Source organism: Marinitoga sp. 1138 (genome assembly GCF_013363265.1).
In the GTDB taxonomy this organism is placed as follows: domain Bacteria; phylum Thermotogota; class Thermotogae; order Petrotogales; family Petrotogaceae; genus Marinitoga; species Marinitoga piezophila.
The window spans coordinates 21,076-35,851 of record NZ_LBFA01000011.1 but is presented as its reverse complement, the minus strand read 5'-3'; the positions used below and the strand labels follow the sequence as shown (position 1 = coordinate 35,851).

Genomic DNA, 14,776 nt, shown 5'->3' with positions numbered 1-14,776 from the left:
TATGACTTATTAGGAGGCTTATAATACATATCACAAAACAATATCTTTTACTTTTTTTATAACCTCTGTTGGCGTTCTACCAAAAACCCTTATCATAGCTTCTTTTCCGAAAAATCCATCATCCCATACAAAATCTATAGGAGAATTAGTTTCATTATATATATTTGATAAACCATAAGGTATAGAATGTCCTTCTTTTGACTGTATTTCAACAGGTTCATTATTTCTATCAAGGTAATAAGTTTTATATCCAAGTTCTTTTGCTTTTTCTATATATATTTTTTCATAGCGTATATTCATGGCAGATCTTATCCATGGGAAGTATTTCATTGTTGCAATTACTGCCCTTGCCATATGGCTTTTTCCAAAAAAAGCAGGTTCATGAATGAAATTAATCTCATTTTCCAGTTTGTGTATTCTTCCAGGAAATTTCCCAACTTCATTTTCATTTGAAGCAAATGGAAGTGCATAAACAATATTTTGACCTACTTCTGGAATAGTATACTTTCCAAGTTCTATTATTTGTGGTTTTATCTTCCATAATTCCTCTATTATATATCCTTTATGTGCTTCGTATAATAAATTTTCCGTTTGAACAAATTTGATTGAATTTAAAACAAGTTTATCCATATAATTTAAAGAAGCAATAATGGCTTCTTCAACACTATATTTCATATATATATGAGCGGAAATTAATGATGAGAAAACACAGCCTGTTCCATGTAAGGATTTTTCATATCTTTTTGAAAAGAAAGTTTTATTTTTATAAATAACCTCGATTTTCTCAGAATTTTTATGTCCGCCTGTTATAATTGTTTCGCATAATGGATTTGTTAATTGAAATTCTTCTGAATTCATAATTATTAAATCCACATATTTTGAACCTTCATTTACTTCTTCTGGAGAAATGATGTTGAAGTTTGTAGAGGTTTTGATTATGGGATTCCATATAATTTTAGCTTCTGGATATTTTTCTCTTAGTAATTTTATTTGTTCTGCATTTGCCATTCCTGCTTTAATTATAGAAATATTTTTGAATAATTCAAATTCTTCAAAAGAACTTCTAAATTCGATTTTTTTAAATATCTCTGTGTTTTGGATTGTATAAGCGGATATAACAGAAATAGGATTTATCTTAAATAATTTCATTATAGATATATCTTGAGTTATTCCGGCACCACCTGATGGATCGAAAGCTGAGAAAATAAGCATTATAACGCCTCCTATTCTATAAAAATACTTTCTTCTTTTTCTAAAAACTCTTCTGTAATTCTCATTGCACATAGCGGACCACACATTGAACACATATTATTTTCCATTCCCTTTCTTGAACTATAGAAATTCAAAGCTTTTTCCTTATCAATTGCTATTTCAAATTGCTTTTCCCAGTTAAATTCTTTTCTTGCATGACTCATTTGATTATCTATGTTCATATGTTTTCTATTTTTTGCTATATCAGCGGAATGTGCAGCGATTTTTGTTGCAATAACACCTTCTTTTATATCTTCAAGAGTGGGGAGTCTTAAATGTTCAGCTGGAGTTACAGCGCAGAGAAAATCTGCGCCTTTAGCTGCAGCAATAGCGCCGCCAATTGCAGAGGTTATATGATCATATCCAGGTGCAATATCTGTAGTAATTGGGCCAAGAACATAAAAAGGTGCTCTATCACAAATCTTTTTTTGAAGAATAACATTTGCTTCAATTTCATCAATAGGCATATGCCCCGGTCCTTCAACCATTACCTGTACCCCGGCATTTCGAGCTCTTTTTACCAGTTCTCCAAGTCTTAATAATTCTTCAAATTGCAAATCATCAGTAGCATCATGAAGAGAACCCGGCCTCATTCCATCGCCGAGACTAATAGTAACATCATATTCCCTACATATCTCAAGTACTTCATCAAAATACTCATAAAATGGATTTTCTTTGTGATTTTTAATCATCCAGCCAACTATTATTGAACCGCCACGCGATACTATTTTTGTTATTCTTCTGGAGTTTCTCAACTTTTCTATGGTAGTTCTTGTAATACCGGCATGAATAGTCATAAAATCAACACCGGCTTTTGCGTGATCTCGAACCATCTGTATAAAATCATCTGCATCAAAATCTATTACACGTTTTTTATTCTGGACAGCTTTTGTTGCTGCGTCATAAACAGGAACAGTTCCAACCATAATATTTGAATTACGTATTATTTCATCACGAATATATGAAAGATTACCCCATGTAGACAGATCCATTATAGAATCTGCGCCAAATTTCTCAGCAATTTTCAATTTTTCAATTTCTTCTTTGACGCTTGAATATCCCTGAGAAGTTCCGAGGTTAATATTAACCTTGGTTTTTAAACCTTCTCCTATAGCTCTAATATTATCAAATTTATGATTCTTATTAACCGGTAAAACCGCATATCCTTTTTCAATTTTATTTCGTAATTCTTCTGGTGAAATTCCTTCATATTCTGCCGCGATAACCATTTCTTCTGTAATAATTCCAGCTTTTGCAAATTCCAATTGTGTCATTTAAATTCCTCCTTAAAACCAATTTACCGTTGTTGGATTATAATTTCTTGTTTTGATATAATTCATAAATTCTTTTACTGTTCTGGTATCTTCAATTTCAAATTGTTTTGTTGAATCTTTGTATAATGTATATCCTCCAACATTTGTTGTTGATCCTGCTGACATTTTTGTGGCAATGCCCAGTATTGCATTTCTAAATTTTATGCTTTCTCGAGTGGAGATATTTATATGTACTCGAGGGAAAATTAATTTTAAAGCAAGAATATAATGGATAAGTTTTTTATCAGAAATACTATAAAATTTATCTTTTACATTAAAAGCTGTTCTAATTCTTGGAAAAGATATCGAATATTCTACATTAGGATAATTCTTTAAAAGATAATCCATATGGTATGCCATCATTATAATTTCAAACTCCGGTTCATAAAGCCCTAATAAAGCTCCTATATTTATTTCTCTTACCCCAGCTTTTATGGCTTCTTCAACAGTATTAAGCCTTTTTTTGAAATCTTTTTTTGGACCAAATAAATGAACTTCTCTATATTTTTCCGGAGAATAGGTTTCCTGATACAATGTAACCCCTACAAGACCTGCTGTGACTAATTTCTCGTATTTTTCCCGGGTTAAAGAATATGTTTCTATAGAAATTTCTTTGAAAAAGTTTTTCAATATTTTTATGGTATTATATAAATACTCAAAATTAGAATTTACAGGATCTTCTCCAGTTAATATTAGAACGTGGTCAATTCCCTCGTGGTTTAAGTATAAGGCTTCCTGTTCTATTTCTTTATATGATAATTTCAATCGATGTATTTTATTAGAAGCCTTAAATCCACAATATGTGCAACCATTTATACAATAATTTGAAATGTAAAGTGGAGCATATAAAAATATAACATCACCAAAGAATTTTCTATTATTTTTTATTACTTTCTTCGCCATTGTTCGAAGATCATTATTTTGAAGCAATCCATATATGTCATTTACAGAAAAAAATTCTTTATTTAGATTAATATTATATTTGTTCTTTCTGGCTGAATTAACATAAGCAATGATTTTTTCTATGTTTTCTGAAAACATAGTTAATCTCTTCCTATATAATCGAACAATGGCGAAGATGCTTCTGCCACTTCTTTTTCTTCTGGAATTCCGGCCAGATAAGCCAGTCTTCCAGCCTGAGCTGCTAAAGAAAAGGCTTTTACCATTTTTACAGGATCTTCCGCAATTGAAACAGCAGTATTTGCAAGTACAGCATGACATCCAATTTCCATTGCTTCAGAAACATGAGATGGTTTTCCAATTCCAGCGTCAATAATAATTTTCGCATCAAATTCATTTAGAAGAATTTTTACAAGTTCTTTTGTAGTAAAGCCTTTATTTGTTCCTATAGGAGAACCAAGAGGCATTAAAACCTCAGCGCCATTTTCAATCATTTTTCTTGCATCATATAAATCAGGACACATATAAGGGAAAACCTTAAAACCTTTTTCTGTTAATAATTTACAGGCTTTTATAGTTTCCTGATTATCAGGCATTAAATACTTTGAATCATTTATAATTTCAATCTTTATCCAGTCTGTATTCATTAATTCTTTACCAGCCTGTGCAATTAAAAGAGCTTCTTCAGCGTTCCTTGCACCTGAAGTGTTTACCATAATTTTTTTTGCACTAATATAATCCAGAATACTTTCATTTAAACTTCCGTATGATGCTCTTCTCATTGCAACAGTGACAACCTCAATTTTTGCTTCTTCAATAGCTTTTTTCATAATAGAATAATCCTTAAATTTTCCTGTGCCCATAAAAAATAGATTATTTATTTCCTCATTATAAAATTTAATATCAACCACCTCCTACAACAGTAATAATTTCAATTTTATCCTTTTCCGAAATTTGAGAATCAGGATAACTTTTTTTTGAAACAATGGCTCCGTTTTTAATTACGACAATTGGTTTGTTATGAAGGGATAATTCTTCAACTAAATCTTTTATATTGGTGCTTTTACAGACCTTTTCTTTTCCATTTATAAATACCTTCAAAAAATCACCTCCTGATATAAAAAAATCTCCTGCACGAAGCAGGAGATTGATTTTTTATACTCTCTGCTCCGCTCCTTTCGCCGGTATTATCCGGATCAAGTTATGAGGGTCAGAGGTTTCCACCTCACTCTCAGCTGCGGTATCAGCAGCTCCCCTGCGGATCATAAATATTCACTTTTCATTTTGATTATATCATTAATTTTTTTAATTTTCAAGAATTTATTCAGTATAATCATAATTATGTTTAATGAGAGCAATATGAATATGATATAATAAATAAAACCAATTTTGAGGTGATTATATGTCAATAGAAATTGAAAGAAAATATATTATTTCTAATGATGAAAGTGAAGAATTAATAAAAAAGGCTATAAAGAAAATAGGTATTGTTCAATGGTATATTCGTGATGATATTAATGAAATAGAAAGATATAGGCTTTCAATAATAAAAAATAATAAAGATTATGATTACAAATGGACATACGCATATAAAGCAAATACAAAAATTGCACATGAAAAAATAGAAAAAGAAAGAGTAGAAAAACCACAGGAATTGGAAAATCTGATAAAATATAAAATGGTAGCAAAAATAAGATATATGATAAATGATAATCCAGAAATTGTTGTTGATGAATTTGTTGATTTTAATAAAATAAGGTATAATATAGAGGAAAAATTTTTACTTGAAATAGAAATGAAAGAAGAAAAAAAATATAAAAAAGAAGATTTTGAAGAAGTACTAAAAAAATTTGATATTGAAACGATAAAAGATGTTACTGAGGACTTTAAATATTATAATAATAGAATAGCAGTAGTTGCAAAAAATATTATCCTCAATGAGATTATTGAAAAAATAAAAGAAAAGTTATAATGTTATCGTACACACAAAACCGTGGATAGTACTGTAACAAAATACATAAAACTTTTTAGTTTTTGTAACTTCACAAAAAAATCACAACATTTTAATTGAAAATTAAAAAGACCTGAGGTAAAATACACTTGGTATTTTTAAAAATTCTGAAAGGAGGAATACAAATTATATGCCAACGATAAATCAACTTGTTAGACATGGAAGAAAACAACTAAAGAAAAAGTCAAAATCTCCAGCATTACAGAGCAATCCTCAAAAAAGAGGTGTATGTGTAAGGGTTTCAACAATGACACCTAAGAAACCTAACTCAGCTTTGAGAAAAATTGCAAGGGTTAGACTTTCAAACGGAATTGAAGTTACAGCATATATTCCAGGTGAAGGTCATAACTTACAGGAACACTCCAATGTATTAATAAGAGGCGGAAGGGTTAAAGACTTGCCAGGTGTTAGATATAAGATTATCAGAGGTACATTGGATGCAGCTGGTGTTGAAGGAAGAAAACAGAGCAGAAGTAAATACGGCGCAAAAAGACCTAAGAAGTAAGGAGGTAAGTAAATGAGAAGAAGAAGAGCACCAAAGAGACCGGTTACACCAGATCCAATATATAATGATGTATTGGTATCAAAATTGGTTGTTAGGGTAATGAAAGATGGTAAAAAAACAGTTGCACAGTCTATAGTATACGGTGCATTTGATATAATAAAAGAAAAATTGGAAAAAGATCCTTTAGAAGTATATCATCAAGCAGTACAAAATGTAAGACCATTAATTGAAGTAAGACCAAGAAGGGTTGGAGGAGCTACATATCAAGTTCCATTTGAAGTACCAGAGGAAAGGGCTATCTCTTTAGCTTTAAGATGGATTGTTAAAGCTGCAAGAGATAAATCAGGAAGACCAATGAAAGAAAAATTAGCTCAAGAATTAATAGATGCTTATAATGGTGTTGGAGCAGCAGTTAAGAAGAGAGACGACGTACACAAAATGGCTGAAGCTAATAAAGCATTTGCTCATTACCGCTGGTAATTTATTGAGGAGGGATTGTTTTGAAAGAGCGGTTATATGCCTTAAATAAAACAAGAAATATTGGAATTATTGCACATATTGATGCTGGTAAAACAACAACAACAGAAAGAATATTGTTTTATACAGGTAAAAAACATAAAATAGGGTCCGTTGATGACGGTACAGCAACAATGGACTGGATGGAACAGGAAAAAGAAAGAGGTATCACAATTACCTCAGCAGCTACAACATGTTTCTGGAGAGATCACAGGATTAACATCATTGATACACCCGGACACGTGGACTTTACAGTTGAAGTTGAAAGGGCATTAAGGGTATTAGATGGTGCTGTTGTTATATTTGACGCACAGGTTGGTGTTGAACCTCAGTCAGAAACAGTTTGGAGACAGGCTGATAGATATAATGTTCCAAGGGTTGCATACATGAACAAAATGGATAAACTTGGGGCAGATTTTTATAATGCAGTTCAAACAATGATTGACAAATTAGGAACAAACCCATTACCTTTACAGATTCCTATAGGAGCAGAATCTGATTTTGAAGGTGTTGTTGATCTTGTAAAAATGAAAGCAATATATTGGGTTAGTGAAGATGGATCAAAATTTGAATACAGAGATATTCCAGAGGATTTAGTTGCTAAAGCAGATCAATACAGAGAAGATTTAATAACAGCTATTTCAGAATATGATGAAGAAATAATGGAATTATTCTTTGAAGGAGAAGATATTCCAGAAGATAAAATAAAAGCTGCAATAAGAAAAGGAACAATTGAAGGTGCATTTGTTCCAGTAGTATGTGGAACATCATTTAAAAACAAAGGTGTTCAACCTGTATTAGATGCAATTGTTGATTACTTACCTTCACCGCTTGATTTACCGCCTGTAAAAGCATATGATGCAAGAACAGGTGAATTTGTAAGAGAACTTGAACCAGATGAAAATGGACCATTTGTTGCTCTTGCATTTAAAATCATGGTGGATCCATATGTTGGTAAGCTCACATTTGCAAGGGTATATTCAGGAAAATTACAAAAAGGAAGCTATGTTTTAAATACAACAAAGGGTAAGAAAGAAAGAGTTTCAAGATTAATGTTCATGCATTCAGATCAAAGAGAAGAAGTAGATTACATCAGAGCTGGTGATATTGTAGCTATAATAGGTTTAAAGAATACAATTACAGGTGATACATTAACAGAAGAAGGACAGGATATTGTATTGGAAAAATTGGAATTCCCAGAACCAGTTATCTCATTGGCAATTGAACCAGAAACAAAAAATGATGAAGCTAAATTAACTAAAGCATTACAAGCATTAACAGAAGAAGATCCAAGTTTAAATGTTAAACTTGATCACGAAACAGGTGAAACAATACTTTCAGGTATGGGTGAATTACACCTTGAAATTATAGTAGATAGGTTAAAGAGAGAATTTAAAGTTGGAGTTAAAGTTGGTCAACCACAGGTTGCATATAGAGAAACAATTAGAGGAACAGCTGATGTTGAAACTAAATACATCAGACAATCTGGTGGTAGAGGTCAATACGGTCACGTTAAAATTAAAATTGAACCTATTGAAAATACAAAAGTATTGGAATTTGAAGATAAAATCGTTGGAGGTATTATTCCAAAAGAATATATTCCAGCAGTTGAAGCGGGTATAAAAGAAGCTATGCAATCAGGTGTGTTAGCTGGATACCCAATGGTTGGTATAAAGGCTACATTGTACGATGGTTCATACCACGAAGTTGACTCTTCAGAAATGGCATTTAAGATTGCAGGTTCTATGGCATTAAAAGATGCTGCTAAAAAAGCAAATCCTGTATTATTAGAACCAATCATGAAAGTTGATATTACAACACCTGAAGAATACATGGGTGACATTATAGCTGACTTAAACTCAAGAAGAGGAAGAATTGAAGGTTTTGAAAATGTGGGAAATACAAGCACAAGATTAATTCACGCTTTAGTTCCACTTTCAGAATTATTCGGTTATGCAACAGTATTGAGATCATTGTCTCAGGGAAGAGCAACACAATCAATTCAATTCTCACATTATGATGAAGTTCCAGCTTCAGTAGCTGAAAAAATAATGAATAAATAATCTTATTAAATAGCATCACAAAACATAGAGGAGGGACAAAAAATGGCAAAAGAAAAGTTCGTCAGAAGCAAACCACATATGAATATTGGTACAATCGGACATATCGACCACGGTAAAACAACATTAACAGCAGCTATTACAAAATCATTAGCTTTAAAAGGATACGCAGACTTCACACCATTTGAACAAATCGATAAAGCTCCAGAAGAAAAACAGAGAGGTATTACAATCAATATTGCACACGTTGAATACGAAACAGATCACAGACACTATGCACATATCGACTGTCCAGGTCACGCTGACTACATCAAAAATATGATCACAGGTGCTGCACAGATGGATGGTGCTATCTTAGTTGTAGCAGCAACAGACGGTGTTATGCCACAAACAAGAGAACACGTTCTCTTATCAAGACAGGTTAACGTTCCAGCTATCGTTGTATTCATCAACAAAACAGATATGGTTGATGACGAAGAAATCATCGAATTAGTTGAAATGGAAGTAAGAGAATTATTAAATCAGTACGAATTCCCAGGAGACGAAGTTCCTGTAATCAAAGGTTCAGCTTTAAAAGCATTAGAAGCAGATTCACAGGACGATCCATGGGTACAGAAAATCTACGAATTAATGGATGCAGTAGACAGCTACTTCCCAGAACCACAGAGACCAGTAGATCAGCCATTCCTTATGCCTGTTGAAGACGTATTCTCAATCACAGGTAGGGGTACAGTTGTTACAGGAAGAATCGAAAGAGGAGCTATTCACCCAGGTGACGAAGTAGAAATCGTTGGTATGACAGATGAAATTAAGAAAACAGTTGTAACTGGTGTTGAAATGTTCAGAAAATTATTAGACGAAGGTATCGCTGGTGACAACGTAGGATGTTTGTTAAGAGGTATTGACAAAGACGAAGTATGGAGAGGTCAGGTATTAGCAAAACCAGGTTCAATCACACCTCATAAGAAATTCAAAGCACAAATCTACGTATTAAAGAAAGAAGAAGGAGGAAGACACACTCCATTCAAGAAAGGTTACAGACCACAATTCTACATCAGAACAGCTGACGTTACAGGTACATTGTTAGAATTCGAAGGCGGAGCAGAAATGGTTATGCCAGGAGATAACATTGTAACAACAGTAGAATTAATCTACCCTGTAGCATTAGAAAAGAACATGAGATTTGCTGTTCGTGAAGGTGGAAGAACAGTTGGAGCAGGTGTTGTTACAGAAATAGTAGAATAATAAAATCTTTTTGCAAAGTTTTTATTATAAAATATAAAATCGGGGAGCTTCCACGCTCCCTTTGCTAAATGCTTAAAGGAGGGTCAGTATGGCAAAAAAGTTGATTAAAATAAGATTAAAATCATATGATCATAGATTATTAGATGAATCAGCACAAAAAATAATAGATGCAGTTAAAAATAGCAGTGCAAAGGTTTCAGGACCTATTCCACTACCAACAGAAAAAACAATTTACAGTGTTATAAGATCACCACATAAATACAACTATTCAAGAGAACAATTTGAAAAAAGAGTACATAAAAGAGTTATTTACATCTACGATGCAACACAGGAAACAGTAACAGAATTATTAAAAATTCAGTTACCATCAGGTGTATCAGTAGATATGAAGGCTTAATTTTAATGATCGGGCTCTGGAGGTGAAGTTAGCATGAAAGGTATTTTAGGAAGAAAAGTAGGTATGACAAGAGTTTATAAAGATGGTAAAGCCATCCCGGTCACAGTTATAAAAGCTGGACCATGTGTAGTAGTGCAGAAAAAGACAGAAGAAAAAGATGGTTATAAAGCTATTCAGGTTGGTTTTGAAGAAGTAAAAGAATACAAAGTAAACAAACCAAAGCTTGGAATCTTCAAAAAAGCAGGCGTAAAACCAATGAGAGTTCTTAAAGAATTCAAAGTTGATGACGTAGATGCATATGAAATTGGTCAGACAATTGATGTATCAATTTTTGAAGAAGGAGAAAAAGTAGATGTAACAGGTTGGTCAAAAGGTAGAGGTTACGCTGGTGTAATTAAAAGATGGAATTTTGGTGGAGGAAGAAAAACGCACGGTTCTAAATTCCATAGAGCTTTAGGTTCAACAGGTAACCACACAGAACCAGCAAAAGTATTCAAAGGTAAAAAGATGTTCGGACATTACGGAAATGAAAGAATTACAGTATTAAACTCAGAAGTCGTAAAAATAGATAAAGAAAACAACCTTATAGCAGTTAAAGGTGGAGTTCCAGGTGCGAGGGGTGGATTGTTAATAATCAGAGAAGCAATCAAAAAGTAAGCCCCGAAAATGAAGAACGAGGAGGTAAGAAGAAATGGCTCAGTTAGACCTTTATTCAGTTAAAGGTGAAAAGATAGGTACAATTGATGTAAAAGATTCAATATTTGCAATTGAACCAAACACAGACTTGTTATACAGATATGTAGATATGCAGTTAGCAAATAGAAGAAGAGGAACCGCTTCAACAAAAACAAGAGCAGAAGTTAGAGGTGGCGGAAGAAAACCTTGGTCACAGAAACATACAGGAAGAGCAAGGGCAGGATCAATAAGGTCACCATTATGGAGACACGGTGGAGTTACATTTGGACCAAAACCAAGAGATTGGTCAAAAAAATTAACAAAGAAAATGAAAAGATTAGCATTAAAATCAGCATTAAGTGTAAGGGTAAAAGAAAATAATCTTATTGTAATAGATGACTTGACATTTGAAAAACCAAGAACAAAATCTATGAAAGAAGTATTAAAGAACTTCGGATTTGAAAACACAAAAACATTAATAGTATTACCTTGGAAAAAAGATGGATATATTAATGTAAAATTATCAGCAAAAAATATTCCAACAGTAAAGGTTATAATTGCTGATAACCCAAATCAGGGTAAAGATGGTAAAAAAGTGAATGTAGATGGATTAAATGTATTCGACATAATAAACAACGAAAAAGTAATCCTTACAAAAGATACAGTAGCAAAGATCGAGGAGGTGCTCGGCTGATGGTTAAAAAAGAATTTAATTATGACGTTGTTATAAGGCCGGTCCTCACAGAAAAAACATACTTATTAATGGGCGAGGGCAAATATACATTTGAAGTAGCTAAAGATGCAACAAAGCCTGAAATAAAAAAAGCTGTTGAGGAATTATTTAATGTAAAGGTTGAAAAGGTTTATACAATGAATGTAAAACCAAAACCAAAGAGATTGGGAAGATTTGAAGGTAAAACAAGATCATGGAAAAAAGCTATTGTTAAGTTAGCTGAAGGATATGTAATAAAAGAGCTTCAAGGTAATTTATAAGGAGAGGTGAGCTGAAATGGGTCTTAAAAAGTTTAAGCCAATAACTCCTTCCAGGAGATTTATGATAATCACAGATTTCTCAGAAATTACAAAGGATACCCCAGAAAAATCATTGATAAAGCCTCTCAAAAAAACTGGTGGTAGAAACTCTTATGGAAGAGTTACCATGAGACATAGAGGTGGCGGACACAAAAGAAGATACAGGGTTATTGACTTCAAAAGAGATAAATTTGGGGTACCTGCAAAAGTTGTATCTATAGAATACGATCCAAACAGAAGCGCAAGAATTGCATTATTAGTATATGCAGATGGTGAAAAGAGATATATTCTTGCTCCAAAAGGAGTTAAGGTTGGAGAAACATTAGTTTCAGGACCAGATGCAGAAATTAAGCCAGGTAATGCATTGCCATTAGAAAATATTCCTGTGGGTACAATAGTTCATAATATAGAATTTGAACCTGGAAAAGGTGCAAAGATTGCAAGATCAGCAGGAACATATGCACAATTAATGGCAAAAGAAGGAAAATACGCATTATTAAGAATGCCTTCAAGTGAATTAAGAAAAGTTCACATTAAAGGTATGGCAACAATAGGTATGGTTGGAAATGAAGATCATATAAACGAAGTATTCGGTAAAGCAGGTAGAACAAGATGGTTAGGAAGAAGACCACACGTTAGAGGTATGGCTATGAACCCAGTTGATCACCCAATGGGTGGTGGTGAAGGTGCAAGTAAAGGTCATATTCCAAGAAGTCCTTGGGGAACACCTGCAAAAGGATACAAAACAAGACGTGGAAAGAGAAAATCAGATAAATTTATTGTAAGAAGAAGAAAAAAGTAACCTAGGGGGTGCTGTTAGTGAGTAGATCTTTAAAGAAAGGGCCTTATGTACACCCAAGTCTGTTGAAAAAGATAAGAGAAATGAATGAAAAAGGAGAAAAGAAAGTAATAAAGACTTGGAGCAGAGCTTCAATGATATTACCAGAAATGATAGGACATACAATTGCTGTACATAATGGAATGAAACATATACCTGTTTATATAACAGAACACATGATTGGACATAGATTAGGTGAATTTGCACCAACAAGAAGATTTGGTGGTCACGCTGATAAAAAGGCTAAAAAAGGCAAGGTGAAATGAGGAGGGACGTAATCATGGCTGTATCAAGAGTTCAAGATGGTAAAAGGTTAAAAAGGTCAGTTTATCATAGATTAAGAAAAGAAGCTGAAGCAGCACAGCCAAAAATTGAAGCAAAAGCAACAGCAAAATACTTAAGAATATCTCCTAAAAAAGCAAGATCAGTAATAAATGCAATAAGAGGAAAAAATGTTGATGAAGCATTACAGATATTAATGTTCAGCCCTAAAAAAGCTGCAAGATTAACATATAAAGTATTAGTATCTGCTATTGCTAATGCAGAAAACAATTTTGGCTTAAATGCAGACGATTTATATGTTGCAGAAGTATATGTAAATGATGGTCCAAGAATGAAAAGACTTTGGCCAAGAGGAAGAGGAAGAGCTGATATTCTTTTAAAGAGAATGTCACACATTACCGTTGTTGTTAGAGACAGACAAAAAGAAAAAGAGTTAAAATCTCAGAAGTGAGGTGGAATATCCGTGGGTCAAAAAGTACATCCATATGGTTTCAGGTTAGGAATATCAAAACCATGGAAAGCAAACTGGTTTAGTGAAGATAATTATGCAGAATATTTAAAAGAAGATTTAAAAATAAGAGATTACATAAAACAAAAATATTATGAAGCAGGAATTGGAGATATATTAATTGAAAGACCTTCTTCAACACAAATAAACATAACAATAAAAGCAGTAAGAGTTGGAATAATTATTGGAAGAAAAGGTGCAGAAATTCAGGCATTGAAAAAAGAAATTGAAGGCATGGTAAATGATAGAAACGTAAGAATTAACATAGACGAAATTAGAAATCCTCAAACAAACGCTGTATTAATTGCAGAAAACATTGCTGGCCAGATTGTTAAAAGGGCATCATATAAGAGAGCAATGAAAAGAGCAATTTCAGCAGCATTAAAAAGAGGAGCAAAAGGAATTAAAATAATGGTTTCAGGAAGATTAAACGGTGCTGAAATCGCAAGAACTGAATGGTATATGGAAGGAAGATTACCTTTACAAACATTGAGATCAGACATTGATTACGGAACTGCTGAAGCACAAACATTATCTGGAACTATCGGAATAAAAGTTTGGGTTTATAAAGGCGACACTCAGTTATGAACTAAAGGAGGGCGTGATGTAAATGTTAATGCCAAAAAGATATAAATATAGAAAAATACAAAGAGGTACAATGAAAGGTAAAGCCAAAGGCGGAACATTAGTTGACTTTGGCGAATGGGGTTTAAAAGCATTAGAACCAGCAATGATTACTTCACAACAAATAGAAGCATGTAGGTTAGCAATGGTTAGAACATTAAAAAGAAACGGTAAAATATGGATTAAAATATTCCCTGATAAACCAATTACATCAAAAGGAATTGGAACAAGAATGGGAAAAGGTAAAGGTGACGTAGAAGGATGGGTAGCAGTAGTAAAACCAGGAAAGGTTTTATTTGAAATTGCTGGAACATCTGAAGAATTAGCAAAAGAAGCATTAGAATACGCAGCAACAAAATTACCAATCAAGACAAAAATAGTACCCAGGTACCATATAAGGGGGGAAGCAAAATGAAGAAACAAGTAGCTGAATTAATCAACTTAACAGATGAAGAATTAAAAACAAAATTAGAAGAAGCAAAGAAAAAATTATTTGAAATGAGATTCCAACACGAATTAGGTCAGATAAAAAATACTGCTTCCATAAAAATGGTAAGAAGAGACATAGCAAGAATAAAAACAATTCTCAGACAAAGGGAATTGGGTATAAGGAGGTAAT

Annotated in this window: 20 protein-coding genes and 1 riboswitch; of the genes, 15 read left to right on the top strand and 5 right to left on the bottom strand. The window is 32.9% G+C overall.

What is annotated here, in order from left to right; translation table 11 throughout:
- Window positions 1–30: 30 nt before the first annotated feature.
- Genes XO11_RS04420 through thiS form a run of 5 tightly spaced genes read right to left on the bottom strand, consistent with a single transcriptional unit; the run spans window position 31 to window position 4,565 of the window.
- Window positions 31–1,212 carry a thiamine-phosphate synthase family protein gene (locus XO11_RS04420; RefSeq protein ID WP_014296379.1) on the bottom strand — a complete coding sequence of 394 codons (1,182 nt, stop codon included), beginning with the start codon at window positions 1,210–1,212 and terminating at the stop codon, window positions 31–33.
- An 11-nt stretch (window positions 1,213–1,223) separates the two neighbouring features.
- Window positions 1,224–2,525: a phosphomethylpyrimidine synthase ThiC gene (thiC, locus tag XO11_RS04415; protein ID WP_014296378.1), complete on the bottom strand. Its 1,302-nt coding sequence runs from the start codon at window positions 2,523–2,525 to the stop codon at window positions 1,224–1,226.
- A 12-nt stretch (window positions 2,526–2,537) separates the two neighbouring features.
- Window positions 2,538–3,605 (bottom strand): 2-iminoacetate synthase ThiH, encoded by a 1,068-nt coding sequence (gene thiH / locus XO11_RS04410; protein ID WP_014296377.1) that lies wholly within the window; start codon window positions 3,603–3,605, stop codon window positions 2,538–2,540.
- A gap of 2 nt (window positions 3,606–3,607) precedes the next feature.
- Window positions 3,608–4,375, bottom strand: coding sequence for a thiazole synthase (locus XO11_RS04405; RefSeq protein ID WP_014296376.1), 768 nt, complete (start codon window positions 4,373–4,375; stop codon window positions 3,608–3,610).
- Entirely contained in the window at window positions 4,368–4,565 is a 198-nt protein-coding gene (gene thiS / locus XO11_RS04400) for a sulfur carrier protein ThiS (protein ID WP_014296375.1), read from the bottom strand. The genes XO11_RS04405 and thiS overlap by 8 nt, the downstream gene beginning before the upstream one ends.
- A gap of 55 nt (window positions 4,566–4,620) precedes the next feature.
- A riboswitch (TPP riboswitch) is annotated at window positions 4,621–4,731 on the bottom strand.
- A gap of 135 nt (window positions 4,732–4,866) precedes the next feature.
- Here thiS and XO11_RS04395 point away from each other — a divergent pair.
- The 15 genes from XO11_RS04395 (at window position 4,867) to rpmC (ending at window position 14,775) form a co-directional block, all read left to right on the top strand.
- Window positions 4,867–5,436: a hypothetical protein gene (locus tag XO11_RS04395; RefSeq protein WP_014296374.1), complete on the top strand. Its 570-nt coding sequence runs from the start codon at window positions 4,867–4,869 to the stop codon at window positions 5,434–5,436.
- A 169-nt stretch (window positions 5,437–5,605) separates the two neighbouring features.
- Window positions 5,606–5,980, top strand: coding sequence for a 30S ribosomal protein S12 (gene rpsL / locus XO11_RS04390; protein ID WP_014296373.1), 375 nt, complete (start codon window positions 5,606–5,608; stop codon window positions 5,978–5,980).
- Between the two features lie 12 nt (window positions 5,981–5,992).
- Complete coding sequence (gene rpsG, locus XO11_RS04385; RefSeq protein WP_014296372.1) at window positions 5,993–6,460, top strand: 30S ribosomal protein S7; 468 nt, start codon at window positions 5,993–5,995, stop codon at window positions 6,458–6,460.
- Between the two features lie 20 nt (window positions 6,461–6,480).
- A complete protein-coding gene (gene fusA / locus XO11_RS04380) occupies window positions 6,481–8,559 on the top strand; it encodes an elongation factor G (RefSeq protein ID WP_014296371.1) in 2,079 nt (692 codons plus the stop codon).
- 42 nt (window positions 8,560–8,601) lie between these two features.
- Window positions 8,602–9,801, top strand: a complete 1,200-nt coding sequence (gene tuf, locus XO11_RS04375; protein ID WP_014296370.1) for an elongation factor Tu — start codon at window positions 8,602–8,604, stop codon at window positions 9,799–9,801.
- An 88-nt stretch (window positions 9,802–9,889) separates the two neighbouring features.
- Window positions 9,890–10,198, top strand: coding sequence for a 30S ribosomal protein S10 (rpsJ, locus tag XO11_RS04370; protein ID WP_014296369.1), 309 nt, complete (start codon window positions 9,890–9,892; stop codon window positions 10,196–10,198).
- 33 nt (window positions 10,199–10,231) lie between these two features.
- Window positions 10,232–10,855 carry a 50S ribosomal protein L3 gene (gene rplC / locus XO11_RS04365; protein ID WP_014296368.1) on the top strand — a complete coding sequence of 208 codons (624 nt, stop codon included), beginning with the start codon at window positions 10,232–10,234 and terminating at the stop codon, window positions 10,853–10,855.
- A gap of 34 nt (window positions 10,856–10,889) precedes the next feature.
- Complete coding sequence (gene rplD, locus XO11_RS04360; protein ID WP_175418214.1) at window positions 10,890–11,567, top strand: 50S ribosomal protein L4; 678 nt, start codon at window positions 10,890–10,892, stop codon at window positions 11,565–11,567.
- The gene (gene rplW / locus XO11_RS04355) at window positions 11,567–11,866 is read left to right on the top strand and encodes a 50S ribosomal protein L23 (RefSeq protein WP_014296366.1); all 300 of its coding nucleotides are present in this window, start codon (window positions 11,567–11,569) and stop codon (window positions 11,864–11,866) included. Before rplD ends, rplW begins: the two co-directional genes overlap by 1 nt.
- 16 nt (window positions 11,867–11,882) lie before the next feature.
- Window positions 11,883–12,707, top strand: a complete 825-nt coding sequence (gene rplB, locus XO11_RS04350; protein ID WP_014296365.1) for a 50S ribosomal protein L2 — start codon at window positions 11,883–11,885, stop codon at window positions 12,705–12,707.
- Window positions 12,708–12,724: 17 nt separating this feature from the next.
- Window positions 12,725–13,009 carry a 30S ribosomal protein S19 gene (gene rpsS / locus XO11_RS04345; protein ID WP_014296364.1) on the top strand — a complete coding sequence of 95 codons (285 nt, stop codon included), beginning with the start codon at window positions 12,725–12,727 and terminating at the stop codon, window positions 13,007–13,009.
- Window positions 13,010–13,023: 14 nt separating this feature from the next.
- On the top strand, window positions 13,024–13,476 hold the full coding sequence (gene rplV / locus XO11_RS04340) for a 50S ribosomal protein L22 (RefSeq protein ID WP_014296363.1): 453 nt from the start codon (window positions 13,024–13,026) through the stop codon (window positions 13,474–13,476).
- A gap of 12 nt (window positions 13,477–13,488) precedes the next feature.
- Complete coding sequence (gene rpsC / locus XO11_RS04335) at window positions 13,489–14,121, top strand: 30S ribosomal protein S3 (protein ID WP_014296362.1); 633 nt, start codon at window positions 13,489–13,491, stop codon at window positions 14,119–14,121.
- Between the two features lie 22 nt (window positions 14,122–14,143).
- Complete coding sequence (rplP, locus tag XO11_RS04330) at window positions 14,144–14,572, top strand: 50S ribosomal protein L16 (RefSeq protein ID WP_014296361.1); 429 nt, start codon at window positions 14,144–14,146, stop codon at window positions 14,570–14,572.
- Window positions 14,569–14,775, top strand: a complete 207-nt coding sequence (gene rpmC / locus XO11_RS04325) for a 50S ribosomal protein L29 (RefSeq protein WP_014296360.1) — start codon at window positions 14,569–14,571, stop codon at window positions 14,773–14,775. Before rplP ends, rpmC begins: the two co-directional genes overlap by 4 nt.
- Window position 14,776: the final 1 nt, after the last annotated feature.

Coding starts and splice junctions, on each gene's coding strand:
- XO11_RS04420 (WP_014296379.1), bottom strand. CDS start 1,212: ATGCTTATTTTCTCAGCTTTCGATCCATCAGGTGGTGCCGGAATAACT.
- thiC (WP_014296378.1), bottom strand. CDS start 2,525: ATGACACAATTGGAATTTGCAAAAGCTGGAATTATTACAGAAGAAATG.
- thiH (WP_014296377.1), bottom strand. CDS start 3,605: ATGTTTTCAGAAAACATAGAAAAAATCATTGCTTATGTTAATTCAGCC.
- XO11_RS04395 (WP_014296374.1), top strand. CDS start 4,867: ATGTCAATAGAAATTGAAAGAAAATATATTATTTCTAATGATGAAAGT.
- rpsL (WP_014296373.1), top strand. CDS start 5,606: ATGCCAACGATAAATCAACTTGTTAGACATGGAAGAAAACAACTAAAG.
- rpsG (WP_014296372.1), top strand. CDS start 5,993: ATGAGAAGAAGAAGAGCACCAAAGAGACCGGTTACACCAGATCCAATA.
- tuf (WP_014296370.1), top strand. CDS start 8,602: ATGGCAAAAGAAAAGTTCGTCAGAAGCAAACCACATATGAATATTGGT.
- rpsJ (WP_014296369.1), top strand. CDS start 9,890: ATGGCAAAAAAGTTGATTAAAATAAGATTAAAATCATATGATCATAGA.
- rplC (WP_014296368.1), top strand. CDS start 10,232: ATGAAAGGTATTTTAGGAAGAAAAGTAGGTATGACAAGAGTTTATAAA.
- rplD (WP_175418214.1), top strand. CDS start 10,890: ATGGCTCAGTTAGACCTTTATTCAGTTAAAGGTGAAAAGATAGGTACA.
- rplW (WP_014296366.1), top strand. CDS start 11,567: ATGGTTAAAAAAGAATTTAATTATGACGTTGTTATAAGGCCGGTCCTC.
- rplB (WP_014296365.1), top strand. CDS start 11,883: ATGGGTCTTAAAAAGTTTAAGCCAATAACTCCTTCCAGGAGATTTATG.
- rplV (WP_014296363.1), top strand. CDS start 13,024: ATGGCTGTATCAAGAGTTCAAGATGGTAAAAGGTTAAAAAGGTCAGTT.
- rplP (WP_014296361.1), top strand. CDS start 14,144: ATGTTAATGCCAAAAAGATATAAATATAGAAAAATACAAAGAGGTACA.
- rpmC (WP_014296360.1), top strand. CDS start 14,569: ATGAAGAAACAAGTAGCTGAATTAATCAACTTAACAGATGAAGAATTA.